Annotated in this window: 23 protein-coding genes; 9 read left to right on the forward strand and 14 right to left on the reverse strand. The window is 65.1% G+C overall.

Features of this window, described 5'->3' with window-relative positions; translation table 11 throughout:
* Positions 1 to 260: 260 nt before the first annotated feature.
* Entirely contained in the window at positions 261 to 449 is a 189-nt protein-coding gene (locus tag B9A11_RS21260) for a hypothetical protein (RefSeq protein ID WP_143595955.1), read from the reverse strand.
* A gap of 106 nt (positions 450 to 555) precedes the next feature.
* Between B9A11_RS21260 and dctP the strand changes: the two genes are divergently transcribed.
* The 6 genes from dctP (at position 556) to B9A11_RS20275 (ending at position 6,503) form a co-directional block, all read left to right on the forward strand.
* Positions 556 to 1,569, forward strand: coding sequence for a TRAP transporter substrate-binding protein DctP (gene dctP / locus B9A11_RS20250; RefSeq protein WP_058249451.1), 1,014 nt, complete (start codon positions 556 to 558; stop codon positions 1,567 to 1,569).
* An 87-nt stretch (positions 1,570 to 1,656) separates the two neighbouring features.
* Positions 1,657 to 2,286, forward strand: coding sequence for a TRAP transporter small permease subunit (locus B9A11_RS20255; protein ID WP_058249450.1), 630 nt, complete (start codon positions 1,657 to 1,659; stop codon positions 2,284 to 2,286).
* Positions 2,286 to 3,686 carry a TRAP transporter large permease gene (locus B9A11_RS20260; protein WP_058249449.1) on the forward strand — a complete coding sequence of 467 codons (1,401 nt, stop codon included), beginning with the start codon at positions 2,286 to 2,288 and terminating at the stop codon, positions 3,684 to 3,686. Before B9A11_RS20255 ends, B9A11_RS20260 begins: the two co-directional genes overlap by 1 nt.
* Positions 3,687 to 3,813: 127 nt before the next feature.
* The gene (locus tag B9A11_RS20265) at positions 3,814 to 4,812 is read left to right on the forward strand and encodes an ArsJ-associated glyceraldehyde-3-phosphate dehydrogenase (RefSeq protein ID WP_058249448.1); all 999 of its coding nucleotides are present in this window, start codon (positions 3,814 to 3,816) and stop codon (positions 4,810 to 4,812) included.
* Between the two features lie 100 nt (positions 4,813 to 4,912).
* Positions 4,913 to 6,163 carry an organoarsenical effux MFS transporter ArsJ gene (gene arsJ, locus B9A11_RS20270; protein ID WP_058249447.1) on the forward strand — a complete coding sequence of 417 codons (1,251 nt, stop codon included), beginning with the start codon at positions 4,913 to 4,915 and terminating at the stop codon, positions 6,161 to 6,163.
* 124 nt (positions 6,164 to 6,287) lie between these two features.
* Positions 6,288 to 6,503 (forward strand): DUF2783 domain-containing protein, encoded by a 216-nt coding sequence (locus tag B9A11_RS20275; protein WP_058249446.1) that lies wholly within the window; start codon positions 6,288 to 6,290, stop codon positions 6,501 to 6,503.
* Here B9A11_RS20275 and B9A11_RS20280 read toward each other — a convergent pair.
* The 4 genes from B9A11_RS20280 to ltnD are packed head-to-tail and all read right to left on the reverse strand — an operon-like array spanning position 6,500 to position 10,054.
* Positions 6,500 to 7,261 (reverse strand): hydroxypyruvate isomerase family protein, encoded by a 762-nt coding sequence (locus B9A11_RS20280; protein ID WP_058249445.1) that lies wholly within the window; start codon positions 7,259 to 7,261, stop codon positions 6,500 to 6,502. The genes B9A11_RS20275 and B9A11_RS20280 overlap by 4 nt on opposite strands.
* Complete coding sequence (gene otnC, locus B9A11_RS20285; protein WP_058249444.1) at positions 7,258 to 7,908, reverse strand: 3-oxo-tetronate 4-phosphate decarboxylase; 651 nt, start codon at positions 7,906 to 7,908, stop codon at positions 7,258 to 7,260. The genes B9A11_RS20280 and otnC overlap by 4 nt, the downstream gene beginning before the upstream one ends.
* Positions 7,905 to 9,170 (reverse strand): 3-oxo-tetronate kinase, encoded by a 1,266-nt coding sequence (gene otnK / locus B9A11_RS20290; RefSeq protein ID WP_058249443.1) that lies wholly within the window; start codon positions 9,168 to 9,170, stop codon positions 7,905 to 7,907. The genes otnC and otnK overlap by 4 nt, the downstream gene beginning before the upstream one ends.
* Positions 9,167 to 10,054 (reverse strand): L-threonate dehydrogenase, encoded by an 888-nt coding sequence (ltnD, locus tag B9A11_RS20295; protein ID WP_058249442.1) that lies wholly within the window; start codon positions 10,052 to 10,054, stop codon positions 9,167 to 9,169. Before ltnD ends, otnK begins: the two co-directional genes overlap by 4 nt.
* A 110-nt stretch (positions 10,055 to 10,164) precedes the next feature.
* On the opposite strand from ltnD, the gene B9A11_RS20300 reads away from it, so the two are divergent.
* Complete coding sequence (locus tag B9A11_RS20300; protein ID WP_058249441.1) at positions 10,165 to 11,157, forward strand: LacI family DNA-binding transcriptional regulator; 993 nt, start codon at positions 10,165 to 10,167, stop codon at positions 11,155 to 11,157.
* 6 nt (positions 11,158 to 11,163) lie between these two features.
* Here B9A11_RS20300 and B9A11_RS20305 read toward each other — a convergent pair whose 3' ends face one another.
* The 9 genes from B9A11_RS20305 to B9A11_RS20340 all read right to left on the reverse strand — a co-directional run bounded on the left by B9A11_RS20305 (position 11,164) and on the right by B9A11_RS20340 (position 21,367).
* Positions 11,164 to 13,404 (reverse strand): hypothetical protein, encoded by a 2,241-nt coding sequence (locus tag B9A11_RS20305; protein ID WP_058249440.1) that lies wholly within the window; start codon positions 13,402 to 13,404, stop codon positions 11,164 to 11,166.
* 1 nt (position 13,405) lies between these two features.
* Positions 13,406 to 16,240 carry a DUF2272 domain-containing protein gene (locus B9A11_RS20310; protein ID WP_058249439.1) on the reverse strand — a complete coding sequence of 945 codons (2,835 nt, stop codon included), beginning with the start codon at positions 16,238 to 16,240 and terminating at the stop codon, positions 13,406 to 13,408.
* A 10-nt stretch (positions 16,241 to 16,250) separates the two neighbouring features.
* Complete coding sequence (locus tag B9A11_RS20315; RefSeq protein ID WP_058249438.1) at positions 16,251 to 16,835, reverse strand: hypothetical protein; 585 nt, start codon at positions 16,833 to 16,835, stop codon at positions 16,251 to 16,253.
* Positions 16,836 to 16,857: 22 nt separating this feature from the next.
* Positions 16,858 to 17,484, reverse strand: a complete 627-nt coding sequence (locus B9A11_RS22000; protein WP_058249437.1) for a hypothetical protein — start codon at positions 17,482 to 17,484, stop codon at positions 16,858 to 16,860.
* Positions 17,477 to 18,043 (reverse strand): hypothetical protein, encoded by a 567-nt coding sequence (locus B9A11_RS20325; protein ID WP_058249436.1) that lies wholly within the window; start codon positions 18,041 to 18,043, stop codon positions 17,477 to 17,479. Before B9A11_RS20325 ends, B9A11_RS22000 begins: the two co-directional genes overlap by 8 nt.
* A complete protein-coding gene (locus B9A11_RS20330; RefSeq protein ID WP_058249435.1) occupies positions 18,033 to 18,731 on the reverse strand; it encodes a hypothetical protein in 699 nt (232 codons plus the stop codon). The genes B9A11_RS20325 and B9A11_RS20330 overlap by 11 nt, the downstream gene beginning before the upstream one ends.
* Positions 18,728 to 18,946 (reverse strand): hypothetical protein, encoded by a 219-nt coding sequence (locus tag B9A11_RS21270; protein WP_143595956.1) that lies wholly within the window; start codon positions 18,944 to 18,946, stop codon positions 18,728 to 18,730. Before B9A11_RS21270 ends, B9A11_RS20330 begins: the two co-directional genes overlap by 4 nt.
* Before the next feature lie 202 nt (positions 18,947 to 19,148).
* Complete coding sequence (locus B9A11_RS20335; RefSeq protein WP_058249434.1) at positions 19,149 to 19,919, reverse strand: AfsR/SARP family transcriptional regulator; 771 nt, start codon at positions 19,917 to 19,919, stop codon at positions 19,149 to 19,151.
* Positions 19,920 to 20,116: 197 nt separating this feature from the next.
* A complete protein-coding gene (locus B9A11_RS20340; RefSeq protein WP_058249433.1) occupies positions 20,117 to 21,367 on the reverse strand; it encodes a Tm-1-like ATP-binding domain-containing protein in 1,251 nt (416 codons plus the stop codon).
* A 125-nt stretch (positions 21,368 to 21,492) separates the two neighbouring features.
* Between B9A11_RS20340 and B9A11_RS20345 the strand changes: the two genes are divergently transcribed.
* A complete protein-coding gene (locus B9A11_RS20345; protein ID WP_058249432.1) occupies positions 21,493 to 22,848 on the forward strand; it encodes an aminotransferase class III-fold pyridoxal phosphate-dependent enzyme in 1,356 nt (451 codons plus the stop codon).
* Between the two features lie 80 nt (positions 22,849 to 22,928).
* Positions 22,929 to 23,951 carry an AraC family transcriptional regulator gene (locus tag B9A11_RS20350; RefSeq protein ID WP_058249431.1) on the forward strand — a complete coding sequence of 341 codons (1,023 nt, stop codon included), beginning with the start codon at positions 22,929 to 22,931 and terminating at the stop codon, positions 23,949 to 23,951.
* Positions 23,952 to 24,008: the final 57 nt, after the last annotated feature.

Raw genomic sequence — 24,008 nt, forward strand, 5'->3', positions numbered from 1 at the left:
CCGTCGGGATCAGACACGGACCGCGCATACATCTCTTCGTATTTCGCCGCATCGACGTTGGCATTCGCGACCATATCGGCCGACGGTGCGTAGGTCTGCGTTTGTTGCGGTGTCTGGTCTGTCATGAATGATCCTCCCTCGCGGATTGCTAAGCTGGTGGCGCGGCTTCCGCAGCGTCACCAGAATTAACGCCACCTTAACGCATTCCGAAAATTTTGAAATATAGGACGGAAAATTAATGACTTAGCTGTAAAAAATTTTCAAATTGCGCTGGCAATCTGTAAAGGAATTTGCCCATCGGCGTAAATCTGCCATGTTTTCAAACCTTGCGGACCGGTTTGCAAAGTTTGCTGATTTAGCGGGCGGCGCGCAAACCGCTGCAAAGCCTCTGGTTGTGCAGGTGTGACAAATCGCAGCGGTGCACAATTGTATACCGCTAACAAATCCATCCCGCGAATCTCTTTTGTGACCAAAGGCGCTTGAACCCTTGCAATGATCCACTAGGCTCTGCCCCAAGGCGGGCCGACCGCCGGCATCAAATAGGGGAGGATTATGATGTCCAAGATTGCAGCAAAACTGCTGTGCACCGCGATTGCGTGCACCTTTGTCACCGAAGCAGCCGCCACCGAATGGAACGTGTCCGTCTGGGGCAAGCGCCGCGCCTTTACCGAGCATATCCACAAACTGGCGGACCTTGTTTCGGAAAAGACGGGTGGCGAGTTCACCATGAACATCAGCTACGGCGGCCTGTCCAAGAACCGCGAGAACCTTGACGGGATCAGCATCGGCGCGTTCGAGATGGCGCAGTTCTGCGCGGGCTATCACGCCGACAAGAACCGCGCGATCACCGTGCTGGAACTGCCGTTCCTAGGCGTTGCCAACCTCGACGAAGAGGTGGCGGTCAGCCATGCGATCTACGCGCACCCGGCGGTGGCCGACGAGATGGCACAGTGGAACGCCAAGATGCTGATGACCTCGCCCATGCCGCAGTACAACCTTGTGGGCACCGGCGAGCCGCGCGACGAGCTGGCGGAATTCGACGGGATGCGCGTGCGCGCCACCGGCGGTCTGGGCAAGGCGTTCAGCGCGGTGGGCGGCGTGCCGACCTCTGTGACCTCGTCCGAAGCCTATCAGGCGATGGAATCGGGCGTGGTGGACACCGTGGCCTTTGCCCAGCACGCGCACCTGTCCTTTGGCACCATCAACCAGGCGGCGTGGTGGACGGCGAACCTCAACCCCGGCACTGTGAACTGCCCGGTCGTTGTGAACATCGACGCCTACGAGTCGCTGTCCGATGCGGAACGCGAGGCGCTCGACAGCTCTGTCCCAGAGGCCATCGACTATTACCTGTCCAACTACGGCGCGCTGCTGCAACGCTGGGACGAAGTGCTTGCCGAAAAGAACGTGACCAAGGTCATGATCTCGGACGAAGAGCTGGCCAAGTTCAAGGACGTGGCGGGCAAGCCGATCCATGACGCCTGGATCGCAGAGATGAGCGCGCAGGGTCTGCCCGCGCAGGAACTCTACGATTTGGTCTTCAAGACGCTCGAAGACACGCGCGCGAATTAAGGCGAACGACACTTCGGGGTCGCCGGGGGCGCATGGCATATCGCTAGCGCGGCCTCGGCGGCCCCTTATCCTTTGGGGGAGAGGCAGATGGCAGGACATGCGTCGGTGTTGTCCGATGACAGCGTGTTGTCCCGGCTGGATCGTGGGTTGGAAAGCGTCGAGCGCAAAATGGCGTTTGTCTCCGGCCTTGGGGCGTTTGCCCTGATGGTTCTGGCGGTGATTTCCGTGTCGGGGCGCAATTTGTTCAACGAGCCGTTGCGCGGCTATGTGGACTGGATCGAGGCGGCCATGCCCCTGATCGCGATTTTCGGGATTTCCTACGTGCAGCGCACGGGCGGGCATATTCGGATGGACATCGTTGTTGGTGCCTTAAAGGGGCGGCCTTTATGGCTGGCCGAGTTCCTGACCACCTTGGCGATCCTGATCTTGATGGTGCTGCTGGTCTGGGGCACTTGGGCGCATTTCGACCGCAGCTTTGACATGAGCAAACCGAACTGGAGCCGCGACAGCTCCATCGACATCGGTCTGCCGATCTGGCCCGCCAAGCTGGTGGTGCCGGTGGCGTTCTCGGTGATGTGCTTGCGGCTGGTGTTGCAACTGTGGGGCTATGGGCGGGCGTTTCTGCTGGGCCTGAGTGAACCCGTCGCCGTGCCCATGGTGCTCAGCGCCGCCGAACAAGCCGCTTTGGAAGCGGACCAAGTACAGGGGCATGACTGATGGACAGCATTGAAATCGGCCTCTGGGTGACCGGGGGCATGTTCCTGCTCGTGGTCTTGGGGATGCGGGTCGCGTTTGCGGCGGCCTTTGCGGGGCTTGTCGGCCTGATCTGGATCTTCTGGGCGAAAAAGGGCTACGACCCAGAGGATTTCACCTGGGCCTTGACGGTCGCGGTGAAAACGGCGGGGCAGGTGCCCCACGGCAAGGTCTCATCCCAAGCGCTGAGCCTGATCCCCACCTTCATCCTGATCGGCTACCTCGCCTATTACGCAGGGCTAACCCGCGCCCTGTTCGAAGCGGCCAAGCGCTGGATCGCATGGGTGCCGGGCGGGCTGGCTGTGTCGACGGTCTTTGCAACCGCAGGCTTTGCGGCGGTGTCGGGCGCGAGCGTGGCCACGGCGGCGGTCTTTGCCCGCATCGCCATCCCCGAGATGCTCAAAGTCGGCTATGACAAGCGTTTCGCGGCGGGCGTCGTGGCGGCGGGCGGCACCTTGGCCTCGCTGATCCCGCCCTCGGCGATCCTCGTAATCTACGCGATCATCGTCGAACAGGACGTGGGTAAGCTGCTGCTGGCAGGCTTCATCCCCGGCATGTTCTCGGCGGTGATCTACGCAGGGCTGATCATCGGCCTCGCGCTGGTGCTGCCGAACTTTGGCCCCCCGGTAAAGGGCTTTACGTGGAAGCAACGCTTTGCCAGCCTGCCGCCCGCGTTGCCCATCGTCGCGGTGGTCGTCATCATCATCTTCTTTGTTTACAACCCCTTCGGCGGAGACGCCTGGGGCACCCCAACCGAAGGCGGCGCAATTGGCGCGTTCATCGTCTTTCTCATGGCGGTGTTCCGGGGGATGCGCCTGCCAGAGCTCAAAGACGCGCTGATCGAGACCGCGAAACTGTCGATCATGATCTTTTCGATCATCTGGGGGGTGCTGATCTACGTGCGCTTTCTTGGCTTTGCGGACCTGCCGACGGCGTTTTCCGACTGGATCAACAGCTTGCCCTATAGCCCGATGCTGATCCTGATCTGCATCCTTCTGGGCTACGCGGTGTTGGGCATGTTCATGGACGCCATCGGGATGCTGCTGCTGACCTTGCCCGTGGTTTATCCTGCGGTCATGGCCCTGAACGGCGGCGAGATGGTGTCGGCTGCGGACAGCACCTTTGGCATGTCGGGGCCCATGTGCGCGGTCTGGTTCGGCATCCTCGTGGTGAAAATGGCCGAGTTCTGCCTGATCACACCGCCCATCGGCCTCAACTGTTTCGTCGTCGCAGGCGTGCGCCCGGATCTGACGGTCCAAGACGTTTTCCGCGGGGTCACGCCCTTTTTCATCGCCGATGCGGTGACCATCGCCCTGCTGGTGGCCTTCCCGGCGATCGTGCTCTGGCTGCCCTCGCTGGCCTAAATCCCAAAGGGGGCGCTGCGGGGAAACCTGCCGCGCCCCTTTTTCTTTGCGCCTGTCGCGCGTTACGTCATGAAACTGTTACGCAGTCCGGGCAAGACGTCCCGACGAACGACAGGAGACCGCATTCATGACCACTTACGCGATCAACGGGCTGGGCCGCATGGGCAAACTGGTGCTCAAGCCGATGCTGGAAAACGGCGATCACATCGCGTGGATCAATGACGCGGTCGGCAGCCCCGAAATGCACGCCCACCTGCTGAAATTCGACACGGTGCACGGCCGCTGGGACGCGGATTTCTCGCACGACGCAGACAGCCTCACCATCGACGGCACCCGCATCCCTGTCCACACAGCCTGCGCGCTGGCCGACCTGCCGCTGGAGGGCGTCGACGTGGTCGTCGACTGCACCGGCGTCCACAAGACCCAAAGCGCCCTCGCGCCCTATTTCGCCGCTGGCGTCAAAAAAGTCGTGGTCTCCGCCCCGGTCAAGGACGGCCCCGTCGCCAACATCGTCTACGGTGTGAACAACGAAACCTACGACCCGGCGCAGCACAACGTGATCACCGCAGCCTCCTGCACCACCAACTGCCTCGCTCCGGTGGTCAAGGTCATCCACGAAAACATCGGCATCAAGCACGGCTCGATCACCACGATCCACGATGTGACCAACACCCAGACCATCGTCGACCGCCCCGCCAAGGATCTGCGCCGCGCCCGCTCTGCGCTCAACTCGCTGATCCCCACCACCACGGGCAGCGCCACGGCGATCACCCTGATCTACCCCGACCTCAAGGGCCGCCTGAACGGCCACGCCGTGCGCGTGCCGCTGCTCAACGCCTCGCTCACCGACTGCGTCTTCGAGGTCGCCCGCGACACCACCGCCGAAGAACTCAACGCCCTGTTCAAACAGGCCTCCGAGACCGACCTCAAAGGCATCCTCGGCTACGAGGAACGCCCCCTCGTCTCCACCGACTACGTGAACGATCCTCGCTCCTCGATCATCGACGCCCAGTCCACGATGGTCATCAATGGCACCCAAGTGAAAATCTACGCCTGGTACGACAACGAATGGGGCTACGCTCACCGCCTCGCCGACGTCGCCCACATGGTCGCCGCCTCCCTCTAAGCCCGTCCGGCTTCTTCTCTTTAAAAATATCCCGGGGGGAATGCCCAAAGGGCAGGGGGGCAGCGCCCCCTCCACCCCGCCTCAAAGCGCACAATCCCCAATGCAGCAGCCCGCCTCCCGCCCCCTCGCCGCCTACATCGCCGTCACCGCCGCCTATTGGGCCTTCATGCTCACCGATGGCGCGCTGCGGATGCTGGTGCTGCTGCACTTCCACACGCTGGGTTTCAGCGCGGTGCAACTGGCCTATCTCTTCCTGCTGTACGAAGTCGCGGGCATCGTCACCAACCTCTCCGCCGGATGGATCGCCGCGCGCTTTGGCCTGACCTCGACGCTCTACGTGGGCCTGTCGCTCCAGGTCGCGGCCCTCATAGCCCTGTCGCAACTCGATCCCACATGGGGCCTCGGCGCATCGGTGATCTACGTCATGTGCGTCCAAGGTCTCTCGGGCGTGGCCAAGGATCTCTCCAAGATGTCCGCCAAATCCGCCGTCAAGCTGCTTGCCCCCAGCGGGCAGGGCGGGCTGTTCAAATGGGTCGCGGCTTTAACCGGCTCCAAGAACGCGGTCAAAGGCGCAGGCTTCCTGCTCGGCGCGGCGCTGCTGGCCACCGCAGGCTTCACCTCGGCGGTGCTCGGCATGGCGGCGATCCTCGCGCTGATCCTCACCGCCGTGGCGCTGAAAATGCCCAAAGGCCTGCCCACCGGCAAAAAAGGCACCAAGTTCAGCGCCGTTTTCTCTAAGGATCACAACGTCAACTGGCTCAGTTTTGCGCGGATCTTTCTGTTTGGTGCGCGCGACGTGTGGTTCGTGGTGGGCATCCCGGTCTATTTCTACGCGGTGTTGTCGGACGGCTCCGAAGCCGGAAACCGCACGGCGTTTTTCACAATCGGCAGCTTCATGGCAGTCTGGACGATCCTCTACGGCGTGGTCCAAGGCTACGCGCCAAAGCTGCTGCGCGCCACCTCCCGCCCCGAAGGCGAGATCATCGCCGCCGCCCGCACTTGGGCGCTGGCGCTGGTGGCGATCCCCGCGATCCTCGCCGCGCTGACCTTTGCCGCGGGCACCCCGGCGCCGTGGCTGACAGCGGCCATCATCGCGGGCCTCTTGCTGTTCGGCGCGATCTTTGCCGTCAATTCCAGCCTGCATTCCTACCTGATCCTCGCCTTTTCCAGCGGCGAGCGGGTGACCATGGATGTGGGCTTTTATTACATGGCGAATGCCACGGGGCGGCTGCTTGGCACGCTTTTGTCCGGCCTCAGCTACCAGATCGGCGGTTTGCCCGCCTGTCTTGGCACGGCGGCGCTGCTGGTCTTGCTCAGCGCCTTTGGCGCAGGCAGGCTGCGCAGCGCCTAAAGGTTGAAATGCTGCTTCTGCAAAATGCTTTACCAAGAATGGGATGACGTTAACCCATTAACTCGCTAAACTTGTCCCGAGTCAGCCCTTTGGGCGGTCTCGTATAAGAGTGACAGGGGGTACTATGGGTAAAGTTATTACCAAGCCGAATATTCCGAATCCGGACGATTTCTACGCACGGCTGTTGGCGGCGCATGACGGGCTGTCCGACGTCGAAAGCACGACGCTGAACGCCCGCATGGTGTTGATCCTCGCCAACCACATTGGCGATACGGATGTGCTGGACGAAGCGCTCAGCATGGCGAAACAGCCCGCAGAGGCCAAGCGCCGCAGCGCTTAAGCCAAGGTTTTGATCCAGTTCAGGGACGCGTCCGTGTCCCCCTGCGTCTTGTATTCCGCGCCCAGCGGCTTGTCCCATCCTGCGGCCTGAATGGCCTTGAAAACAAAGGCATAGTCCAGCTCGCCCTGATCCGGCGCACCGCGTGTAGGGACTGAGGCGAACTGCACATGGCCGATGACCCCTTGCAGATCGGCAAAGCGCGTGACCACGTCGCCTTCGGTGCGGCCCACGTGGTAGCAGTCGAACATCAGCCGCAGATTGCCCCGCGCGACCTCTGTGATAATTTCGCGGGCCTGATCGGTGGTCGTCAGGAAATAGCCCGGCGCGTCGTGGCGGTTGAGCGGCTCGATCAGGATCGTCACCCCCAAGGGCGCGGCGGCGTCACAGGCGTAGCGCAGGTTGTCCACGAAGGTCTGATGCGCCTCGTCCCCGCTGGCGAATCCCGCCATCACATGCACCGCGCCGGTGCCGGTCGCCTGCGCATAGGTTAACGCCTCATCGATGGCGGCGCGGGCATCGGATGCGCGACCGGGCAGGGCGCAAAGGCCATTCTCGCCCCCCGCTACATCGCCGCGCCGTGTGTTGAGGCCCAGCATCGGCAGGCCCGTCTCGGCCAGCGCCTGCGCCACCTCGGCGGCGGGGACATCATAAGGCCAGTGGCATTCCACAGCGTCAAAGCCTGCCGCCTTGGCGGCTCTGATGGCATCGGGCAAAGCGCGGTCGGTCCACAGGAACCCAAGGTTTGCGGAAAATTTCATGCGTCCCACTCCACGTTGAACTTGGTCACGACGGCTTTGATCTGGTCGTCCGTCAGGGCGCGGGCGTTCATGCCGCGGGTCATCATCGCCAGCCGCGCCCCGTCTTCGAGCTCTTCGATGGCGTTGCAGGCGGCCTCGACATCGGCGCCCGCCACCACGGGGCCGTGGTTCGCCAGCATCACCGCCGAGCGTTTGCCCGCCAGCCCGCGCACGGCTTCGCCCATGGCCGGATCACCGGGCAAAAAGAACGGCAACAGCTTGACCTTGCCCAGTTTCATCAACCCATAAGGCGTCAGCGGCGGCAGCAGGTTGTCGGGGTCGACCTCGGGCATCATCGACCAGGCGACAGAGTGGCATGAGTGTAGGTGTACAACCGCCCCGGCGCTGCTGCGCGTGTCGTAAAAGGCTGTATGCAAAGGCATTTCCTTGGTGGGCTTGTCGCCACCGATCAGCTTGCCTGTCCCGTCAAAACGCGACAGTCGCGCTGGGTCGAGCCTGCCGAAACTGGTGCCCGTGGGGCTGACCAACAGGCCGCCATCTTCGGTGCGGGCCGAGATATTGCCAGTGCTGCCGTGGGTCAGGCCTCGGTCAAAGAGGCTTTTCGCCAGCAGGCAGATTTGCTCGCGCAGGCGGGCCTCGGCGCTCATGTCAGCCGCTCCAATGCGTCGGTAAAGAAGGTTTCCGCGCCAAAGTTGCCGGATTTCAGCGTCAGGGCAATGGTTTCGCCGGCGCTGGTGGCAAAGCACCACGGCACGCCCGGCGCGATCTCGGCCCCGATGTCAAGGCGGGTCACCTCCAGCGCCTTGGTCACCGCGCCCGAGGTCTCGCCCCCGGCGACGACAAAGCGCCGCGCGCCTTGGGTGCGGGCCGCGACGGCCAGCGTTGCGAGGGCGTTTTCCACAATCTCGCCCGCCTTGGCGACGCCGAGTTTTTCTTGCGCCGCCTTGACGCTGGCGGGGTCTGCGGTGGCGTAGATCAAGGGCGCGTCGTGCAGATCCTGCTGCGCCAACCAGTCCAGCGCCGCCTGCGGGCCATTCTCGGCCAGTTCCAGTGGGTCGAGCCGGTAGCTGGGGGCTTTGTCGCGATAAAGCGCCACCTGCGCGTTGGTCATGGCCGAGCAACTGCCGGACAAGACGATGCTGCGTTTCGGCACCAAGGGGCGGACCGCGCCGTCCGCCTCTTCGGCGGGCAGGGTCCCGTCCTTGAGGTAAAGCGCGGGCAGGGGCATGGCGATGGCGCTGCCGCCGGTCATCAGCGGCATGTCGCGGCAGGCTTCGGCCAGAATGTAAAGGTCGTCGTCCGCCACGGCGTCCAGCACCACATGGGCCGTGCCTTGTGTTTTCAGCGTGTTGAGGGCATCGCGCACGGGTTTTGCGCCTTTGGCGACGGTCAAGCGATCCACGAGGCCCACAGGCTGGGTCACTTGCGGTTCCAGCAAACGCATCAGGTTGCTGTCGCGCATGGGGGTCAGCGGATGGTCCTTCATCGGGCTCTCGGCCAGGGGCTGACGCCCGACAAAGAGGTTCCCCATAAAGATCGCGCGGCCATTTTCCGGGAAGGCGGGGCAATAGACGGTCTGATCGGCGTTCAGATCGGCCATGAGCGCCTCGGCGACCGGGCCGATGTTACCCTCTGAGGTTGAATCGAAGGTCGAGCAGTATTTCCAGAAAAACCGCTGCGCGCCTGCGGCCTGAAGCCATTTCAGCGCGGCGCGGCACTCGGCCACGGCCTCCGCTACGGGGGCGGTGCGGCACTTGAGTGCGATGACCTCAAAGGCGGCGGTGTCCTGCGGCGGCGCGTCTGGCACGCCCATGCGCAGGGACACTTTGACCCCAGATCGCGCCAGTAATCCGGCCAGATCAGTAGCCCCGGTAAAGTCGTCGGCGATGCAGCCCAGAACCGTTGTCATGCGTCCTCTCCCGGCAGGGTCAGGCCAGCGTTGCGGGCATAAACCTTGGCCACGGCGGCGTCGTCTTCACCGCCAAAGCCCATGCCCGCAGCGGCCACGAACTGTTGCAAGGCGACGGCGGTGATGGGGGCGCTGAACTGCGCCGACTTGGCAATATCCAGAACGATTCCAAGGTCTTTCGGCCAGATGTTCACGCTGCTGCGGGGGGTGTAGTCGCCGTCCACGATATGCGGTGCGCGGTTTTCCAGCATCCAGGAGGAGCCGGCGCATTTGCTGATGACCTCGACGAATTTATCGGGGGTGACGCCTTGGGTCATGCCAAAGGTCAGGGCTTCGGCCATGGTCGCGATATGCACCCCGGCGAGCAGTTGGTTGACCGCTTTCATGGCGCTGCCCGCGCCTGCGGAGTCGCCCAGCTCGAACACGGTTTCGGCGGTGGCATCCAAGGCGGGACGGGCGGCGGCAAAGGCCTGAGCGCTGCCCGAGGCCATGATCGACAGCTGGCCGTTGGCCGCTTTGACCGACCCGCCCGAGATCGGCGCATCGAGGTAGAGAACTCCGGCTTTGGCGCAGCGCTCTTGCATCTTAAGCGCGAATTCCGGCGGGACGGTGGCGCAGGCAATGACCACGGCGCCCTTGGGCAGGTCGGCCACGATGCCAGTCTCGCCGAATAGAACTGCTTCGGTCTGGGCCGCGTTCAGAACCACGATCATGGCGATGTCGAGATCTGCGGGCAGGGCGCCTGCGCGTCCGCCCTCTGCGGCAAAGCGCGCCATGGCGTCGGCGTTGATATCCACGCCCCAGGTGTCATGCCCGGCGCGCAGGCAGGACTGCGCCATGCCATACCCCATGGACCCCAACCCGATTACGGCAATCTTGCTCATGGCTGCTTTTCCCTTCTGCCGTGCGGCGCGGCATGTTTGCGTAAACACATGGTGACACTCTGTATGTGTTTACGTAAACACAAGTCAACGCCTGACAGGAAAAACCGCGCATGACCCAGACCCAACCCACCATGCACGACGTCGCCGCAAAGGCCGGGGTCAGCCAGATGACCGTCAGCCGGGTGATGCGCGGGACGGGCTATATCTCGGACAGGGTGCGCGCCAAGGTCATGACGGCGGCGGCGGAAATTGGCTATGTTCACAATCGCTTGGCCGGAGGGATCGCGACCTATGACAACCCGCTGGTGGCGGTGGTCGTGCCGACTTTGGGCAACCGCGTGTTCACCGAAGTCCTCGAAGGCATCAGCGCTGCGCTGGACGGGCAAGGCATTCGCCCGGTCTTTGGCGTCAGCGATTATGACCCCGAGAACGAGGCGCGCGTGGTTTTGGACCTGCTGTCGTGGCGGCCCAGAGGCTTGATCCTGTCGGGGCTCGAACACAGCGATGCGCTGCGGCAGCTGGTGGCCAAAACCGGGGTGCGCAGTGTCGAGGTGATGGATACGGACGGCGATCCGATCCAGACCTGCGTCGGTTTTTCCCAGGCGCGCGCCGGGCACGACATGGCCCGCCATCTGCTGGACAAAGGCTATCGCCGCATCGCCTATATCGCCAGCCAAAACAGCCAAGACCTGCGCGCCGCCAAACGTCTGCACGCCTTTGCCGAGACGGTCACGCAGGCCGGGGCGCAGATCATTGCCCAGCGGATCGCCGCAGAGGGGTCTTCGATGGCGCTGGGGCGGCGATTGACCGCCGAGGTGATGGCCAGCGACGCGCCGCAAGCGATCTACTATTCCAATGACGATCTCGCTGCGGGGGGCTTGATGCACTGTCTCGCCAATGGGCTGCGCGTGCCGCAAGACGTGGCGCTGGCGGGGTTCAACGGGCTGTCGTTCCTACAGGCGCTGCCGCAGCAGATCACCACAACCCTGTCGCCGCGCCGCCAGATCGGCGAGACCGCGGCGCAGCTTTTGCTGTCGGCGGAGCCTGCGCCGGACACCCACGTAGATCTTGGCACGCAACTGGTGCGCGGCGAGACGACCTAGCCTGCGTCAATCGGGGTGCACGATGGTCCGCCATTTGACCACATAGGGCACCAGCGTCGTACTTTCGCGGCGCCGCGTCACCTGACCGTATTGATTGACCTTGTCAAAGTGCACCGAGGGCACCTCGTAGTAATCGACGATTGGCGCCAACGACACGCCCAGCGAAATGTCGCGGTCCTGCCCTGTGCGCCGGGTGCCGACGGCGGGTGGCGGGCCATAGGTAAAGCTGCTGCGGAAGGTCAGCGCATTGGCCGTGGCGTAGCTTTGCGCGTTGGTGATCGACCGCGCGAGGCTGCGCGACACGGTGCGCGAGCGGCTGTTGGTGCGGCTAAAGGAATGGGTCATGCTGAGGCCGTGCTCCATCATGCCTTTAACGCCCAGTTCGCCGATTTTCACATCCGCTTTGAGGCTGGCCTCTTGCGTCTGTTTGACCGACGTGGTCGACGAAAAACCGCTGGTGGTTGACGTGCCGCTGGTTTGCGAGCTGCCCTGAGTGCTGCTGGAGGAGGCCGCCGCGCTGGCGGTCCGGGTGACGCTGCTGCTAATGGTCAATTGCACCTGATCGCCCCCCTGGATGTAGCGGTTGAACTGCATACTGCGCAGCGGCACCCAGAATTTGCGTTTGATTTCATCACCCCCGGTGGCGGGCAGCTTGCTGAAATCGACCCGCGTGACGTGCTTGCGCTCTTGAAACATGAACTCGTCCGGGGCAACGAGGACAAAGTCCAGCCCGGTGCGCGCGGCATGATAGCGCCCGCCAAACTGGTTCACTTCGCGCCAGCGGTACTCGACCTCGATCCGGGCCATGGGATAATCCGGGGCGTAAGCCTTTTGCAGGATGTGGCGCGGAAAGCGGATGGGGATGATGGCGCTGCTCTCGTCCTCCAGGTCGCTTTGCCGGGCGACGTTCCAGCTGGGCGAGGCATCCGGCGCGGGGTAGACCTGTTCGAGCTCGCGGCCTCGGTGGATCTTGAACAGGCGCACGCGGGTTTCCACGTTGCTGTGGTTGTAGACGCTGTTGGTGTTCTCGACCTTGAGGTTAAAGATCGCGTGGCTTTCGTTGCCCGGCTTCACCCCGATTTCCGGGGCACCGTCGAGCCGGTAGAACACCTGCTGCACCCCGTTCGAATTCGGGATACGGGTGATGTCGACCCATGACAGCCGCGCGCCGTCGGCGTTGGCTTGGGTCGGGGTGTCCTCGGACGCCTGGTCCGTTGCGCGAAAGGCATCTGCGGCCCCAACGCGCGCCAGGACGGCATCACGGTAACGCGCGGCGCTGGCCCCAGAGCCGTTGTAGCGCTTGACCGCGTCGGCCCAGCTGCGCGTGCCCTTTTTGACGAACAGCCAGCGGATCGCCGTTCTGATCCAAAAGGCATAATCCAGATGCAGATCCACATCACGCGCCCCCATCAGGTTGCGCCCGCCCGAGCGCGCCGCAAAGAACGTCAGCAGCACCCGGCTAAAGCCAAAGCGCTGCTCGTACTCGCTGTTGCCAAGGCCATGCCAGCGGTTGCCAGACGCCAGCGCATCTAGGCCCGCACCGCTGGCCAGCGCCGGGGCCATTTCGCGCATCATCAGCCATTGCTGCGGGCCATAGCTGTCGATGGCCTGCCCGATGTTGTAGCGGCTCATGACCGGGTGGTTCTGCCCCGCGCCAAGCCCGTAGGGCGGCGGCATCAGGAACCGTCCATGGGTGCCCATCCGGCTTTCCTGGTAAAAGATCGACTTGGGGATGTTCGGGTCCAGCGGCGTCGCGGGCGACAGCGCGGCGTTATAGTGCTGCGTCCAGCGCGCGATATCGGCGTCAAAGCGGTTGTACATCATCTCGCGCACCCACATCGTGTTAAAGATGCGTTGCTTGGCCGCGAGCAAGTCGGTCAGGCGGGTGCGCTCGGCGGTCGGCAGGCGGCCCGTCAGGCGGGCCTCGACCTTTTCGATGGCGCGGCGCTGGCCATCCAGCCCCACCCGATAGCGGCGCACGCCGGGCGCGCTTGGCGGGGCGGGCAGCAGCAGCGTTTTGGGCACCTCTGCGCCGTCGATGGTGGCGAGGGCTCCGCTGCCGTTCCATGCCTCGATCCGGTGGGTGCTGCCTGCGGCAAAGGTCACCGCGCTGCTATCGGCGCGGGTGGTGGCGTAAACCGTGCGGACCTGCGCCATCTGCCCGTCCATCTCGGACAGAACATCGGCGACGGTGGTGGCCTCGGTCAGGGAATGTGCCGCGTCAAAGCGGTTGCGGGAATAGCCCATCTCAGCACCCCGTCATCTTGATTGCGCCAAAGATCCGCGCCGCGCCCGGATCGACCAGCCCGCCGCTGGCGTTGATCGGATATTCGCGCAGGCGCACGGTGTTGCTTTCGTTGCCGCCGATGCACTGCACCACCGCGCCGCTGTCGGTCTGGCGGGTGCCCACGACAACGCTGGTATGCGAGGCGATGACCCGCCGGCGGGTGTTTTCCGCAGAGACCGGGTTGATGGCGTGGTTCTCGCCGTCCCAGTATTGCTGGCGCAGGCTGGAATAGCTGTGATTGGTCGCCACCCGCCGCCCGCGAATGCGCGCCGTGCGGTTAAAGCACAGCAGATCGCCCGGTTGCAGCTGCACCTCGTTGACCAGCTCACGCGCGTCCAAGAGCCAAAAGGGCCGGTCGGTCAGGCTTTGTTCGCGGTTGCGCAGGGCGCCGACGATATAGCGCATATGCGCGCCGCTGAACAAAAACCCATCCGCCGAGGTGATGCCCGCCTGGCGGACCACGTAGCTGATAAAGGCCGCGCTCCACGGCGAGGTATCCGCCGCAGAGCGGCGCGCCATGTCCTGAGCGGCGTCAGCGCTGCGGCCCGTGGCCTGCCAATAGCGGATCAGCGCGGGCAGGCGGGCGGCGTCCGCTTCGGTCTGGCCGTGCCAATTGGCCAGCTCCTCGCGGGCGATGCGGGCGACCTCGTTGCGGTAGATGCAATAGCGGCTGGGGGCTGCGGTGTCCCAGATATAGGCGCTTTCGACGGCGTCGTCGGTGTCTGGATCGTCGTGCCATTCTGCGCTGTCATAGCTGTCGTCGATTGCCGCATCCCACGGCCAGATCACCGTGTCTTGCGGGGTGTCCTCTGGGGCGGCGTGCCACGGGTTGGCAGCCGCTTCGTCTTGGGAAAACTCCGCCCAGAGGTCGGCGTCCAGATCGCTGTGCAGGGCTTCGGGCGCAAATCTGCCCATAGCCGGGCGGGGCTGCGCGGCGGGCTCGGCCCAATCGGGGATCTCGTCGGTGTGAAAGTCCATCTGGTTAACCTCCTGTTCTGTGTGGTTTGCGGCCTCGGCGCGGGCAGCGCGTTCGGCGGCGGCGATGTCGAGCAGGCCATGACCCAGCCTGTGCGTGTGCTGACCCGATGCGCCCGAAACCTGCGGGTGGGCCAGCGTGGAAAACAAAAGCGCGCGCATCTCGTCGATGGGCAGCGGGCGGCCAAGGCATTCGTGCATCAGCGCGATGGTGCCAGCCACATGGGGCGCGGCCATGCTGGTGCCGCTCTTGGCGACGTGTCGCGCACCGGGCGGGGCGCCGGGTGGGGCGGACCGTGCCGCCACAATGCGCACGCCGGGGGCGACAAGTTCGGGCTTGATCCGTCCATCACGGGTCGGACCGCTGCTGGAAAACGGCCCCAGCCGCAGGCCGCGCGCCGTGGTGTCCACCGCGCCCACGGTGATCGTCTTGGTGCCGTTGCAGATCGTACCGGTGGTGTAGTTCTGATCGACCGATGGGCCGACAAAGCGCGGCTGAAGCCCGCTGTCGCGTTCGATCCACGCGTGGTAGCGCCCATCGGTCAGCTGCTGGGGGTCTAGCGTCAGCGACCAGATGCCCGCGGGCGCGTTCGGCGCAAAGATCAGGCCAAAGGCGATGTCGCCGTTGTTCTGCGGGCCATACGTGACCTGCCCAATCACCTCTCCGCCCAGTCGCAGCGCGCCGCGCGCCCCAAGCCGCAGGGACAGGCCGCGCCCGCCACCGGGGGGGCGCAGGCGCAGAATAAAGCGGTCGGTGGGCGCGTGCCACAGCTCCAGCTCGCTGGGGGTCGGATCGTTCGGCGGCACCGCCAGCCGGAGCGTCGCGGGCTGCCCCGGCAAGACGCGCCCGCTGGCGTGGGCGGCGCGGCGAAAGTAGTTGCCCGCGCTGTTGACCATGACCCGCCCCGGCGCCAGTTCCAACGCGCGGTCAATGGCTTGTTCGGCGTAGCTGCTGCCGTCATGCGGGCCATTGTGCGCCCCGAGGCTTGCGTTGATGACGATGGGGCGCGGGCCTGCGGCCTCGAGGCACCAATCCACCGCGTGCACGATATTGGCGCTGTCGCCCAGCGATCCCGGCCCGAGCAAAGGCTGCGTCCGCGCGAGATGGCAAAACAGCAGGTCGGCCTCGGGGGCGACCCCTTCTGGCCCGCCGCCCCGGCCATTTCCGGCGGCAATGTCGATCACATGGGTGCCGTGCGCGCCCTGCCACCGCCCCGTGCGGCGATCGCGCGTGTCGGCGCTGCCGGGGTGATAGCCAAGCGCAGCGTAGGGATCGGGGCTTTGCAGCGCCTCGTTGATCTGCGCGCGGGTAAAGATCCGCCCATAGCCCCAGCGGTTGGCCGCGCTGTCGCCGCCGCGCTGGTCCCACAGCGCCAGCAGCCGGGTGCGCGGGCTTCCATCGGGCGCTAGGCGCACCAGCGACGGGTGGGCAAAGTCGATGCCCCAGTCCAGCACCGCTACTACGCTGCCGCGTCCCGTGGCGGTGACGCCATCAGGGCGACGGGTGTTCGCGGCCTGCCGGGGGCGCGGGGCCAGTGGCTCGGCCAACCGTGCGGCGCGCAGCGGGCGCGGAAGTTCGATGTTCTCGACCGCCTCCGAGGCGGTCAGGGCGGGCAAACGGTCGCGCGGCACCTCCAGCGCGGCGATCTCGCCAAAGCGGGTGACGATGCGCGCGCCGGGCGGGACCGCCCCCTTGCCGCTGAGCTTGGCCAGCACCGACACCGTCTGGCGGGGGCCAGAGGTGCGGGCCTCGTCCGGCTTCATGTCCAAAGACAGATCCGGGGCCAAGCCTGTGGCAAAGGGGGCGGTCGCCTGTGTCATCGGCCTGCGCTCACGCTGGGCCGGGAGCGCTGGCGGACTTCTTCTTGAGCGAAGTCATCTCGGCCTTGAGCTGGGTGAACTCGGCTTGGAGATCGGTGACCTGCTGCTCCAGCGCGACCTGCTTTTTCTCGAAGGTCGGAATGCGGCTTAGCTGCACTTCGGTGTTCACCAGATCGGCGGTTCTGGCCAGCTGCGCCACGTCCAGCGCCGCCGCCCAAGCCAGCCCTGCCGCCAGCACCGCCTGATTGCTGGCCGCACGCTCTCGGACGGCGGCCACATAGGCGGCCCTGGTGTCCAGCGCGCGGGCCACGGTGGTGTCCAGCTTGGTCAGCTCGGGGGCCGCCGAAGGGTCATCCCAGACCGCCTCGATGGCGTCGAACAGCTTGGCCAGATCGGCCTCTTTGATGGTGGCCCCGATCAGGTCGCCCTTGCTGGCCTCCAGCTTTTCGACCGCCTTGCCGGGGTCGCAGATCGCGACCCCTCCGATCACCGCGCGCAGCATCTGACGCTCGAGCGTGGTGCGGGGGACTCCCGACCGGCCAAGCGACAAGACCTGCAAGGGCGCGCGGGTCTTGAGTGGGATTGTCAAAGGCATCTCAACTCTCCTTTCCGGTCACTCAGGTTTTGACGTCAGAGCCAAGCAGCCCGCCGAAGTTGCCGTTGTTCGCACGCAGGAACAGGCCCGCTGCGCCCAGCAGATAGGGGTTGTGCATCGCGCCCTTGCCGCCGCCCAGCATCCCCGAGGCGACCGCGCCCTTGAGCAGCTGGAAGATGTCGATCTGGTTGTTCGCCGCGTCATAGGCCTGCACGAATTCCATCACCCCCAGCGCCTTTTGCATCTTGTTGATCTTGCGGATCTGCATGCTTTGGATGCGGGTGGCGCGGGCGTTGGCCCCGACACGGCGATTGACCGACGCCAGGCGGCTGTTGATCTGCTTGATCCCCATGGCGTTGCGCTGGATGTTGGTGTTCGCCTTGGCGATGTTGGTCACATTGGCGCGGGCGCGCTTGGCCGTGGTGACGGCGGTCTTTTTGGCCCGTCTGCGGCGACGGCGGCGCTTGCCAATGCCAAACAGCTCGCCAAGGTCTTCGCCCTCGTCATAGTCGTCGTCGAGCATGGATTCGAGCGCGTCCTCGGGGTCGTACTCATCCTCGTCAAAGTCATCGTCGTCGTAGTCCTCGTCAAAGGCGTGGTAGTCGCCGTCGATCACCAGAGCGTCGTCATACAGTTCGAGATCATCCATTTTGCTTCTCCTGGATTGCGGGTTTCTTGGACCGCGGTGCCTGTGTCTGCCCGGCGGGCCGGGTTTGATTGATCCGCCGCACCGCAGGCAGAATCAGTTCGTGAAAGAGCGCCTTGTCAGGCAGGCGGCTGCCGGGCGCGCCGGTGCCGCCGCAGTCGGGGCAGGCGTGCTCGCCCCCCCAGCAGGACGGGCAGGCCCCCAGCGCATCGGCCAGCGTGTCGTTGAGCTCGCGCAGCGCCTCCAGCTCGGCCGTGTCGGGCTGGTCTGGCGCGGCGGCGTCCGGGGGTAGCGTGTCGTCCTCGGCCAGCGCCAGCAGCTTGTCGATCTCGGCAAAGCTGTCGTCCGCCGCGTCATCCTCTTCCTCTTCGTCGTCGCCCAGCCCCTCCATCAGCATCGAGGCCAGCATAGAGGCGGTGGGGTCATTCGACTGGCTGCCCAGCAGGCGGATCAAACTCTCGGGCGAGGCGTCGTCGCCGCCCTTGGACAGGGTCTGGAACAGGGCCATGGCGGCGGCCGGATCCATCTTGGCAGAGCCGGTGTGCAGGGCGTTATCGGACATCGTGCAGTCTCCTTGTGGGGGGCGTGTCATGCAGCGGGGTGGGGCGCGTGGCGTGGACCACCTCGGCAGAGGCAGAGGCAAGCGCCTCGGCCACCGTTTCAATCGGAAGGCTCTCGCCGTTGGCGCGCACAGTGCGGCGTCCGGCGTTGCCCATAAGCAGGGCCAAAAGCGCGTTTTGCACCTCGGGCCGTGCCAGCAGCAGCAGCAGGCGGGCGGTGGCTTCGACCGCCGGATCGTGGCCCGCCTGAACGGGGGCACGCGGGGCGGGTCTGGGGGCCGGTCTGGGCGCTGACCCGGCGGGGCGCGTCGGGCTGGGTTGGCTCGGGCTGGGTGGGCTTGGGCGCCGGGGTTTTCCCTTGCCGCCGCCGCTGCCGCCGCCCGCCAGCAGGCTGGTTGCCCCGCCCACCACGCCGCCGATCACCGCACCCCACGGCCCAGCCGCCGCGCCCGTGGTCGCGCCGGACACCACGCCGGGCAAAGCCTTGGCCGCCAGCGGGCCTGCCGCCTTGCCGAATTGGCGCAGCGAGCGGGCAAAGTTTTCGACCTCTTCGGCGGTGGCCCCGGCGAGCACCTCTTCGACGAGGGCTTCGATCTCGTGGTCCCTCAGGCCGCGCAACTCTGGCGCAAGGCCCAGCTGCATGGCGCGATAGGACGAATTGGCAAATTCGGTCATCCGGTCCCGGTTCATTGGCGCGTGCTCCCTTTGGTGTGATGGACAATCTCGACCAGCAGCTCTGGCAGTTCGGTCAGATCGCGAAAGCCGCGGGTGACCGGGCTGTCGTCATGGTCCAGCGGCGCGGTTTCGATCATGCCGCACCACGCGGTCTGCGGCGCGTCCTGGGCCGGAGCCCGTAGAAACCGGAGGATGAAACTGCGTCGGTTGGTAAGCCTGGCATCTGACATGGGTCCTGCGTTCTGCTTTGGGTCGATTCGCTTTAGGCTAGCGCGGGCCGATCCCGGCAAAGTCACCGCCGAGTCACGAGCCAATCACGGCGTTGAAATCCTTTGGGAAATTCGCCACTGTCCGTCGCAACGGCGCGCATAGAAAAAGGGCAGGCCGTCTGCGGGCCTGCCCTTGCAAGAGTGTGTGTCAAAGGATGTGAGGTCAGATGTCCGCCTGAAGCCGGATCAGCGCCGCGCGGGCGGCGTCAAGCTTGTCCAGCGCGCGCCGAAAGCCTGCGGCGCGGTGCGGTGCACGCGCCATCCGAGGGGCCGCGCGGGTGTCGAACAGGGCGGTGGTCTCTGGCAGGGGCGCCACGCCCAGCTCGCGGTGCAGCACGTCCTTGCAGGTGTCATACTGCGCCCGCGCCCGCGCCAAATCCCCCGTCGCCAGCGAACAGCGGATCAGCCATTGGTGCGCGGTTTCGTTCAGCGGGTCTTCTGCAAGGATCGCCCCGGCAAAGAGCCGCGCCTTGGGCCAGTTTTCGCAGCGCAACGCGGTTTGCACCACGAACTCTTGCAGCACCGCGTAGCGCATCCGCAGCATCTCGCGCGTGGGGTGGCTCCAGTCGTCGTAGACCTCCGGCAAGAAGGGGCCGCTGTGCTGCGCAAGGGCGGCTTCGACGCGAGGGGCCAAATCGCTTGGGGCCGCATCGCTTGGGGTGGGCGCGGTCAGGGCGAGCACCTCGGCGGACAGCTGTTCAACCTCAGCCACGTCCGAGCGCACATGATCGCCTCCCAGCACCATCACGTCCGTCCCGCTGGTCACCAGATAGACCCGCGCGCGATGATTGGCGGCGCGGATCGCCCGCCGGATGCGCCAAAGCGACGTGTTCAGCGCCCGCAGCGCGCGTTTGGGCGGCAGATCGGGCCACAGCGCCTCTGTCAGGCGTTCGCGCCCCACCCGCGCGCCGCATTTCCAAGCCAGATAGGCCAAAAGTCTTTGGTCGCAGGGGGATAGCCCTGCTGCAATGTTTGTCCCGGCGATCCGAAAATCAAATCCCCCCAAGAGACGCACTTCCAGACATAGGTCCTGTTCCAAAACCTCTACCCTCAAATGGTGATCGTATAAGTAAAAATGCAATTTAAAGATGATAAGGCGATTCGCGCCGTCTGCCCTACTGGGCAAAAACGTCAGGCAATCAAACCCTTGGCGCACCACGCGTCGAACAGGTCCAGCGCGGCCTTGGCAAAGGCGGGATCGTTGATGTGGCAGTCCAGCTCTTGTAGATCGACGTTGGGCGGGCAGTGCGCGCGCATTTCCGAGGCAAAGGCCGCCAGCCCTTCGGGGTCGGACAGAGGCCCGCCGGGGCGATCCCATTCGTTGCCGCCGTGCAAGGGCATCAAAAAGGTCATTGGCCCGGTGGCCAAGGCAAGGCGGGCACACAGCGCACGGGCCATTTCGCGCCGTTGCGCATGGGTCATCATCACCGAGGACAGCAGGCGATTGTGGGCGTGCAGCTCTTGGCCCTTCAGCTTGTCCGGGACGGGGTGCCAGCCCACCAGATCCACCAGATCGTAGCAGCCGATTGAGACCATCTGCGGGGTGCCGCTGCGGCCTGCGTTGGTCAGGCGGTCCTCTCCGGCAGAGACGGCGGACCCCATGATGTGGTTGCCGACCTCCTGCGGGGCAAAGTCCATGACGGCGGTAAACGCCCCTTGCGCGGCAAGGCTTTCAAAGGCGCGCCCGCCCATGCCCGTGGCGTGGAACACAGCCAGATCAAAGCCCCGCGCCGCCAGCGCCGGTTTCAGCGCAACCATGTAGCGCAGCACGGTTTTGCCGAACGAGGTCATGCCGATCAGCGGGCGCTTTAGTTCGGGCGTCAGGGCAGTCAGGGCTGGGCTTTGCACCGCCCGCGCCGCGCCCAGCACCGCCCCGGCCGCCTGCGCCAGCGAAGCCTTGCACACCGGGTTCAGCCCATACAGCCCCCCGGCCCAGAGGATCATCTGCACATCGGCGGCGATCCGTGCGGGCGGGATCAGCGGCGAAAAGCTGACCGTGGACACGATGTATTTGGGCACCCCCAAGGGCAGCGCGGCGCAGACATCCAGCGCCAGATCGGTCCCCATGGTGCCGCCAAGGGCAATCACCGCGTCCATCCGCCCCGCCGCGTGCAGATCGCGCGCCAGCGTCGCCGCACCCTTGGCCATAGTCTGCATGGCGCGGTTTTCGTCGCCGCTCGCGATGGCCTGCGCGATGGATGCGCCCGCCGCCTCTGCCACCGCGTGTTTGGATAGATCAACGGGGATCGCAGGATCGCCCAAGACGCTGACATCCATGGTCAAAACCGCGCCGCCCTGCGCGCCGATCACCTCGGCCAGATAGCCAAGCTCGTCCGATTTGGTGTCATAGGTGCCGACGATCAAAATGGTCGGATTGCGCATAGGCCGCCCCCGTCGCAAGCCCTTTGGCGGCCACAATGCCGCCCGCCGCACCCTCTGTCAATCGCGGGACCTTGCGCCTAGGGTACGCGCAACCCGCCCAAAATCGCCCAGCCCAAGAGGACGCCATGAAAGACGCAAACTTTCTCAAAGAGCACAACGCCCGCAGCATCTGGCACCCCATGGCGCATCCGGCGGACAGTCAGGCCAATCCCCCCGACATCATCGTCGAAGGCGAGGGCGCGCAGATCATCGACGTGGATGGCAACCGGCTGATCGACGCGGTGGGCGGGCTGTGGAACGTCAACCTTGGCTATTCCTGCGCGCCTGTGAAACAGGCCATTGCCGCCCAGCTGGACCGCCTGCCGTTCTATTCGATCTTTCGCGGCACCACCAATGACGCCATCATCGAGCTGGGCGAGATGCTGCGCGCCTTTTTTGCGCCGGACGGGCTGACGCGGGCGTTTTTCACTTCGGGCGGTTCGGACAGTGTCGAGATCGCGCTGCGGCTGGCGCGGCAGTACCACAAGGTGCGCGGGCAGGGGGGGCGGGTGAAATACCTGTCGCTGAAAAAGGGCTACCACGGCACGCATACGCTGGGCGCGTCGGTCAATGGCAACGCCAACTTTCGCACCCAGTACGAGCCGCTCATGCCCGGCTGTTTCCACATCCCCGCGCCCTATCCCTATCGCAACCCGTTCAACGAGACTGACCCGCAAAAGCTCGCGCAGCTGTGCCTTGCTGCGCTGGAGGACGAGATCGCCTTTCAGGGCGCAGAAACCATCGCCGCCTTTATCATGGAGCCGATCCTGGGCGCCGGAGGGGTGATCCCGCCGCATCCCAGCTTTATGCCCGGCGTGCGCGAGCTCTGCGACAGGCACGGCATTTTGCTCATTGCCGATGAGGTGATCACCGCCTTTGGCCGGTCCGGCGATTGGACGGGCAGTCGCCACTGGGGGGTGCAGCCGGACCTGATGACCACCGCCAAGGCAATTACCAACGGCTACTTCCCCTTTGGCGCGGTGATGATCGGCGGCGCGGTCGCCGAAGTGTTCGAGGCCGACACGACCGGCAAGGCGGCGATCGGGTCGGGTTACACCTATTCGGGGCATCCGGTGGGCGCGGCGGCGGCCATTGCCTGCCTCAAGGAAACCGAGCGTCTGAACGTCAAGGACAACGCCGCCGCCCGCGGGGCGCAGCTGTTCGAGGGCGTCCAAGCCTTGATGGCCAAGCACGAGATCGTCGGCGATGTGCGCGGCGGGCACGGGCTGATGACCGCGCTGGAGCTGGTATCGGACCGCGCCACCAAGACCGGCATCGACAAGGCGACGATCGGCGCGGTGCATCGCGCAACCTACGAGTCTGGCGTTATGGTGCGGGTCTCTGGCCCCAATATCATCCTGTCGCCGCCGCTGATCCTGTCCGAGACCGAAGCGGCCAAGATCATCGACGCGCTGGATGCGGGCCTGTCCGCCGTGGCCTAGTGGATTGGGCAGGCGGGCCTTGGCAGCGGTGTTCGAGATGCTCTAGGCTTTGCCTCGATTGGAATTCAGGCAGTTTTTCGATGACGCAACAGATGATGGCGGCTGGCTTTGTGTCCGGCTTGCTCGATTATGCAGTCGCCCGAGGGGCCCCGCGCGAGGTGCTTTTGGCCGCCACCGGTCTGGCCGAGGCGGACCTGGCCGACCAGGATAACCGCGTGCCCGTCACCGCTTACCAAGCGCTGATTGCGGCGGGCATCCAAGCCACCGGCGACACCGCCCTGTTGCTGCGCCACACGCTGGACTCGCGGCTAGAGACCATGTCCGTCGTGGGGCAGATCGTGCACAGCTCGGCCTCGCTGGCCCATTCCATCGAGCAGCTCAACCGCTATCTGCTGCTGATGGCCGAGACGCCGGGGCTGGCCGGGCGCGACCGGTTCGAGCTGCGGCACGAAAACGGCCAGCTGTGGCTGGTGGATCACCTGATCGTCGACGGCCCGGCGTATTTGCAGCTAGAGGCGTCCTTTGCCCGGTTCATCAGCGAGTTCCGCCGCTCGTTCCCCAGCCTCACCTTTGCCATCGCGCTAGAGGTCAGCTATGCGCCGCCGCCCCATGCGGAGCTTTACCCCGAGCTGCTGCAAATCCCCGTGCAGTTCAACGCCACCCGCAATGCGCTGCGGATTGACCCGATCTGGGCGACCGAGGACAGCGACTTTGAGCCGGGGAACGCCTATGCTTTTGGCGTCTTTACCCGCCACGCCGATCAGATGCTGGCGGAGTTGCGCCACTCGGACAGCCTGCGCGACCGCATCGAGGCGCATATCCTGCCGAACCTGCACCAAGGCGCGCTGTCCATGGATACCGTCGCGCGCGATCTGGGGCTCAGCCGCCAGACGCTCTATCGCCGTTTGCGGGACGAAGGCGTCACCTTTGCCGAAATTCACGACGGCCTGCGCGCGCGTATGGCGCGGGATTATCTGACCGCGCGCAAGGTGTCGGTCAACGAGACGGCTTACCTGCTGGGCTTTTCCGAGGCGTCGTCCTTTGTGCGCGCGTTCAAGCGGTGGACGGGCCAAAGCCCCACGGCCTTTCGCGGTGACCGCTAGAGATTGATCCATGCGGTCAAATTTCTGATCTCTGCGGTCATGCCGCCGGGCCGCGCG

The organism is Tropicibacter naphthalenivorans, from assembly GCF_900176475.1.
In the GTDB taxonomy this organism is placed as follows: Bacteria; Pseudomonadota; Alphaproteobacteria; order Rhodobacterales; family Rhodobacteraceae; genus Tropicibacter; species Tropicibacter naphthalenivorans.

What these genes read in the sequence shown, in the direction of transcription:
- otnC (WP_058249444.1), bottom strand. Translation starts at nt 7,908, where the DNA reads ATGAGCGCCGAGGCCCGCCTGCGCGAGCAAATCTGCCTGCTGGCGAAA.
- B9A11_RS20305 (WP_058249440.1), bottom strand. Translation starts at nt 13,404, where the DNA reads ATGGGCTATTCCCGCAACCGCTTTGACGCGGCACATTCCCTGACCGAG.
- B9A11_RS20340 (WP_058249433.1), bottom strand. Translation starts at nt 21,367, where the DNA reads ATGCGCAATCCGACCATTTTGATCGTCGGCACCTATGACACCAAATCG.
- B9A11_RS20350 (WP_058249431.1), top strand. Translation starts at nt 22,929, where the DNA reads ATGACGCAACAGATGATGGCGGCTGGCTTTGTGTCCGGCTTGCTCGAT.
- B9A11_RS20260 (WP_058249449.1), top strand. Translation starts at nt 2,286, where the DNA reads ATGGACAGCATTGAAATCGGCCTCTGGGTGACCGGGGGCATGTTCCTG.
- B9A11_RS20275 (WP_058249446.1), top strand. Translation starts at nt 6,288, where the DNA reads ATGGGTAAAGTTATTACCAAGCCGAATATTCCGAATCCGGACGATTTC.
- B9A11_RS21270 (WP_143595956.1), bottom strand. Translation starts at nt 18,946, where the DNA reads ATGTCAGATGCCAGGCTTACCAACCGACGCAGTTTCATCCTCCGGTTT.
- otnK (WP_058249443.1), bottom strand. Translation starts at nt 9,170, where the DNA reads ATGACAACGGTTCTGGGCTGCATCGCCGACGACTTTACCGGGGCTACT.
- B9A11_RS20315 (WP_058249438.1), bottom strand. Translation starts at nt 16,835, where the DNA reads ATGCCTTTGACAATCCCACTCAAGACCCGCGCGCCCTTGCAGGTCTTG.
- B9A11_RS20300 (WP_058249441.1), top strand. Translation starts at nt 10,165, where the DNA reads ATGACCCAGACCCAACCCACCATGCACGACGTCGCCGCAAAGGCCGGG.
- B9A11_RS21260 (WP_143595955.1), bottom strand. Translation starts at nt 449, where the DNA reads ATGGATTTGTTAGCGGTATACAATTGTGCACCGCTGCGATTTGTCACA.
- B9A11_RS20255 (WP_058249450.1), top strand. Translation starts at nt 1,657, where the DNA reads ATGGCAGGACATGCGTCGGTGTTGTCCGATGACAGCGTGTTGTCCCGG.
- arsJ (WP_058249447.1), top strand. Translation starts at nt 4,913, where the DNA reads ATGCAGCAGCCCGCCTCCCGCCCCCTCGCCGCCTACATCGCCGTCACC.
- B9A11_RS20265 (WP_058249448.1), top strand. Translation starts at nt 3,814, where the DNA reads ATGACCACTTACGCGATCAACGGGCTGGGCCGCATGGGCAAACTGGTG.
- B9A11_RS20310 (WP_058249439.1), bottom strand. Translation starts at nt 16,240, where the DNA reads ATGACACAGGCGACCGCCCCCTTTGCCACAGGCTTGGCCCCGGATCTG.
- dctP (WP_058249451.1), top strand. Translation starts at nt 556, where the DNA reads ATGTCCAAGATTGCAGCAAAACTGCTGTGCACCGCGATTGCGTGCACC.
- B9A11_RS20325 (WP_058249436.1), bottom strand. Translation starts at nt 18,043, where the DNA reads ATGTCCGATAACGCCCTGCACACCGGCTCTGCCAAGATGGATCCGGCC.
- B9A11_RS22000 (WP_058249437.1), bottom strand. Translation starts at nt 17,484, where the DNA reads ATGGATGATCTCGAACTGTATGACGACGCTCTGGTGATCGACGGCGAC.
- B9A11_RS20330 (WP_058249435.1), bottom strand. Translation starts at nt 18,731, where the DNA reads ATGAACCGGGACCGGATGACCGAATTTGCCAATTCGTCCTATCGCGCC.
- ltnD (WP_058249442.1), bottom strand. Translation starts at nt 10,054, where the DNA reads ATGAGCAAGATTGCCGTAATCGGGTTGGGGTCCATGGGGTATGGCATG.
- B9A11_RS20345 (WP_058249432.1), top strand. Translation starts at nt 21,493, where the DNA reads ATGAAAGACGCAAACTTTCTCAAAGAGCACAACGCCCGCAGCATCTGG.
- B9A11_RS20280 (WP_058249445.1), bottom strand. Translation starts at nt 7,261, where the DNA reads ATGAAATTTTCCGCAAACCTTGGGTTCCTGTGGACCGACCGCGCTTTG.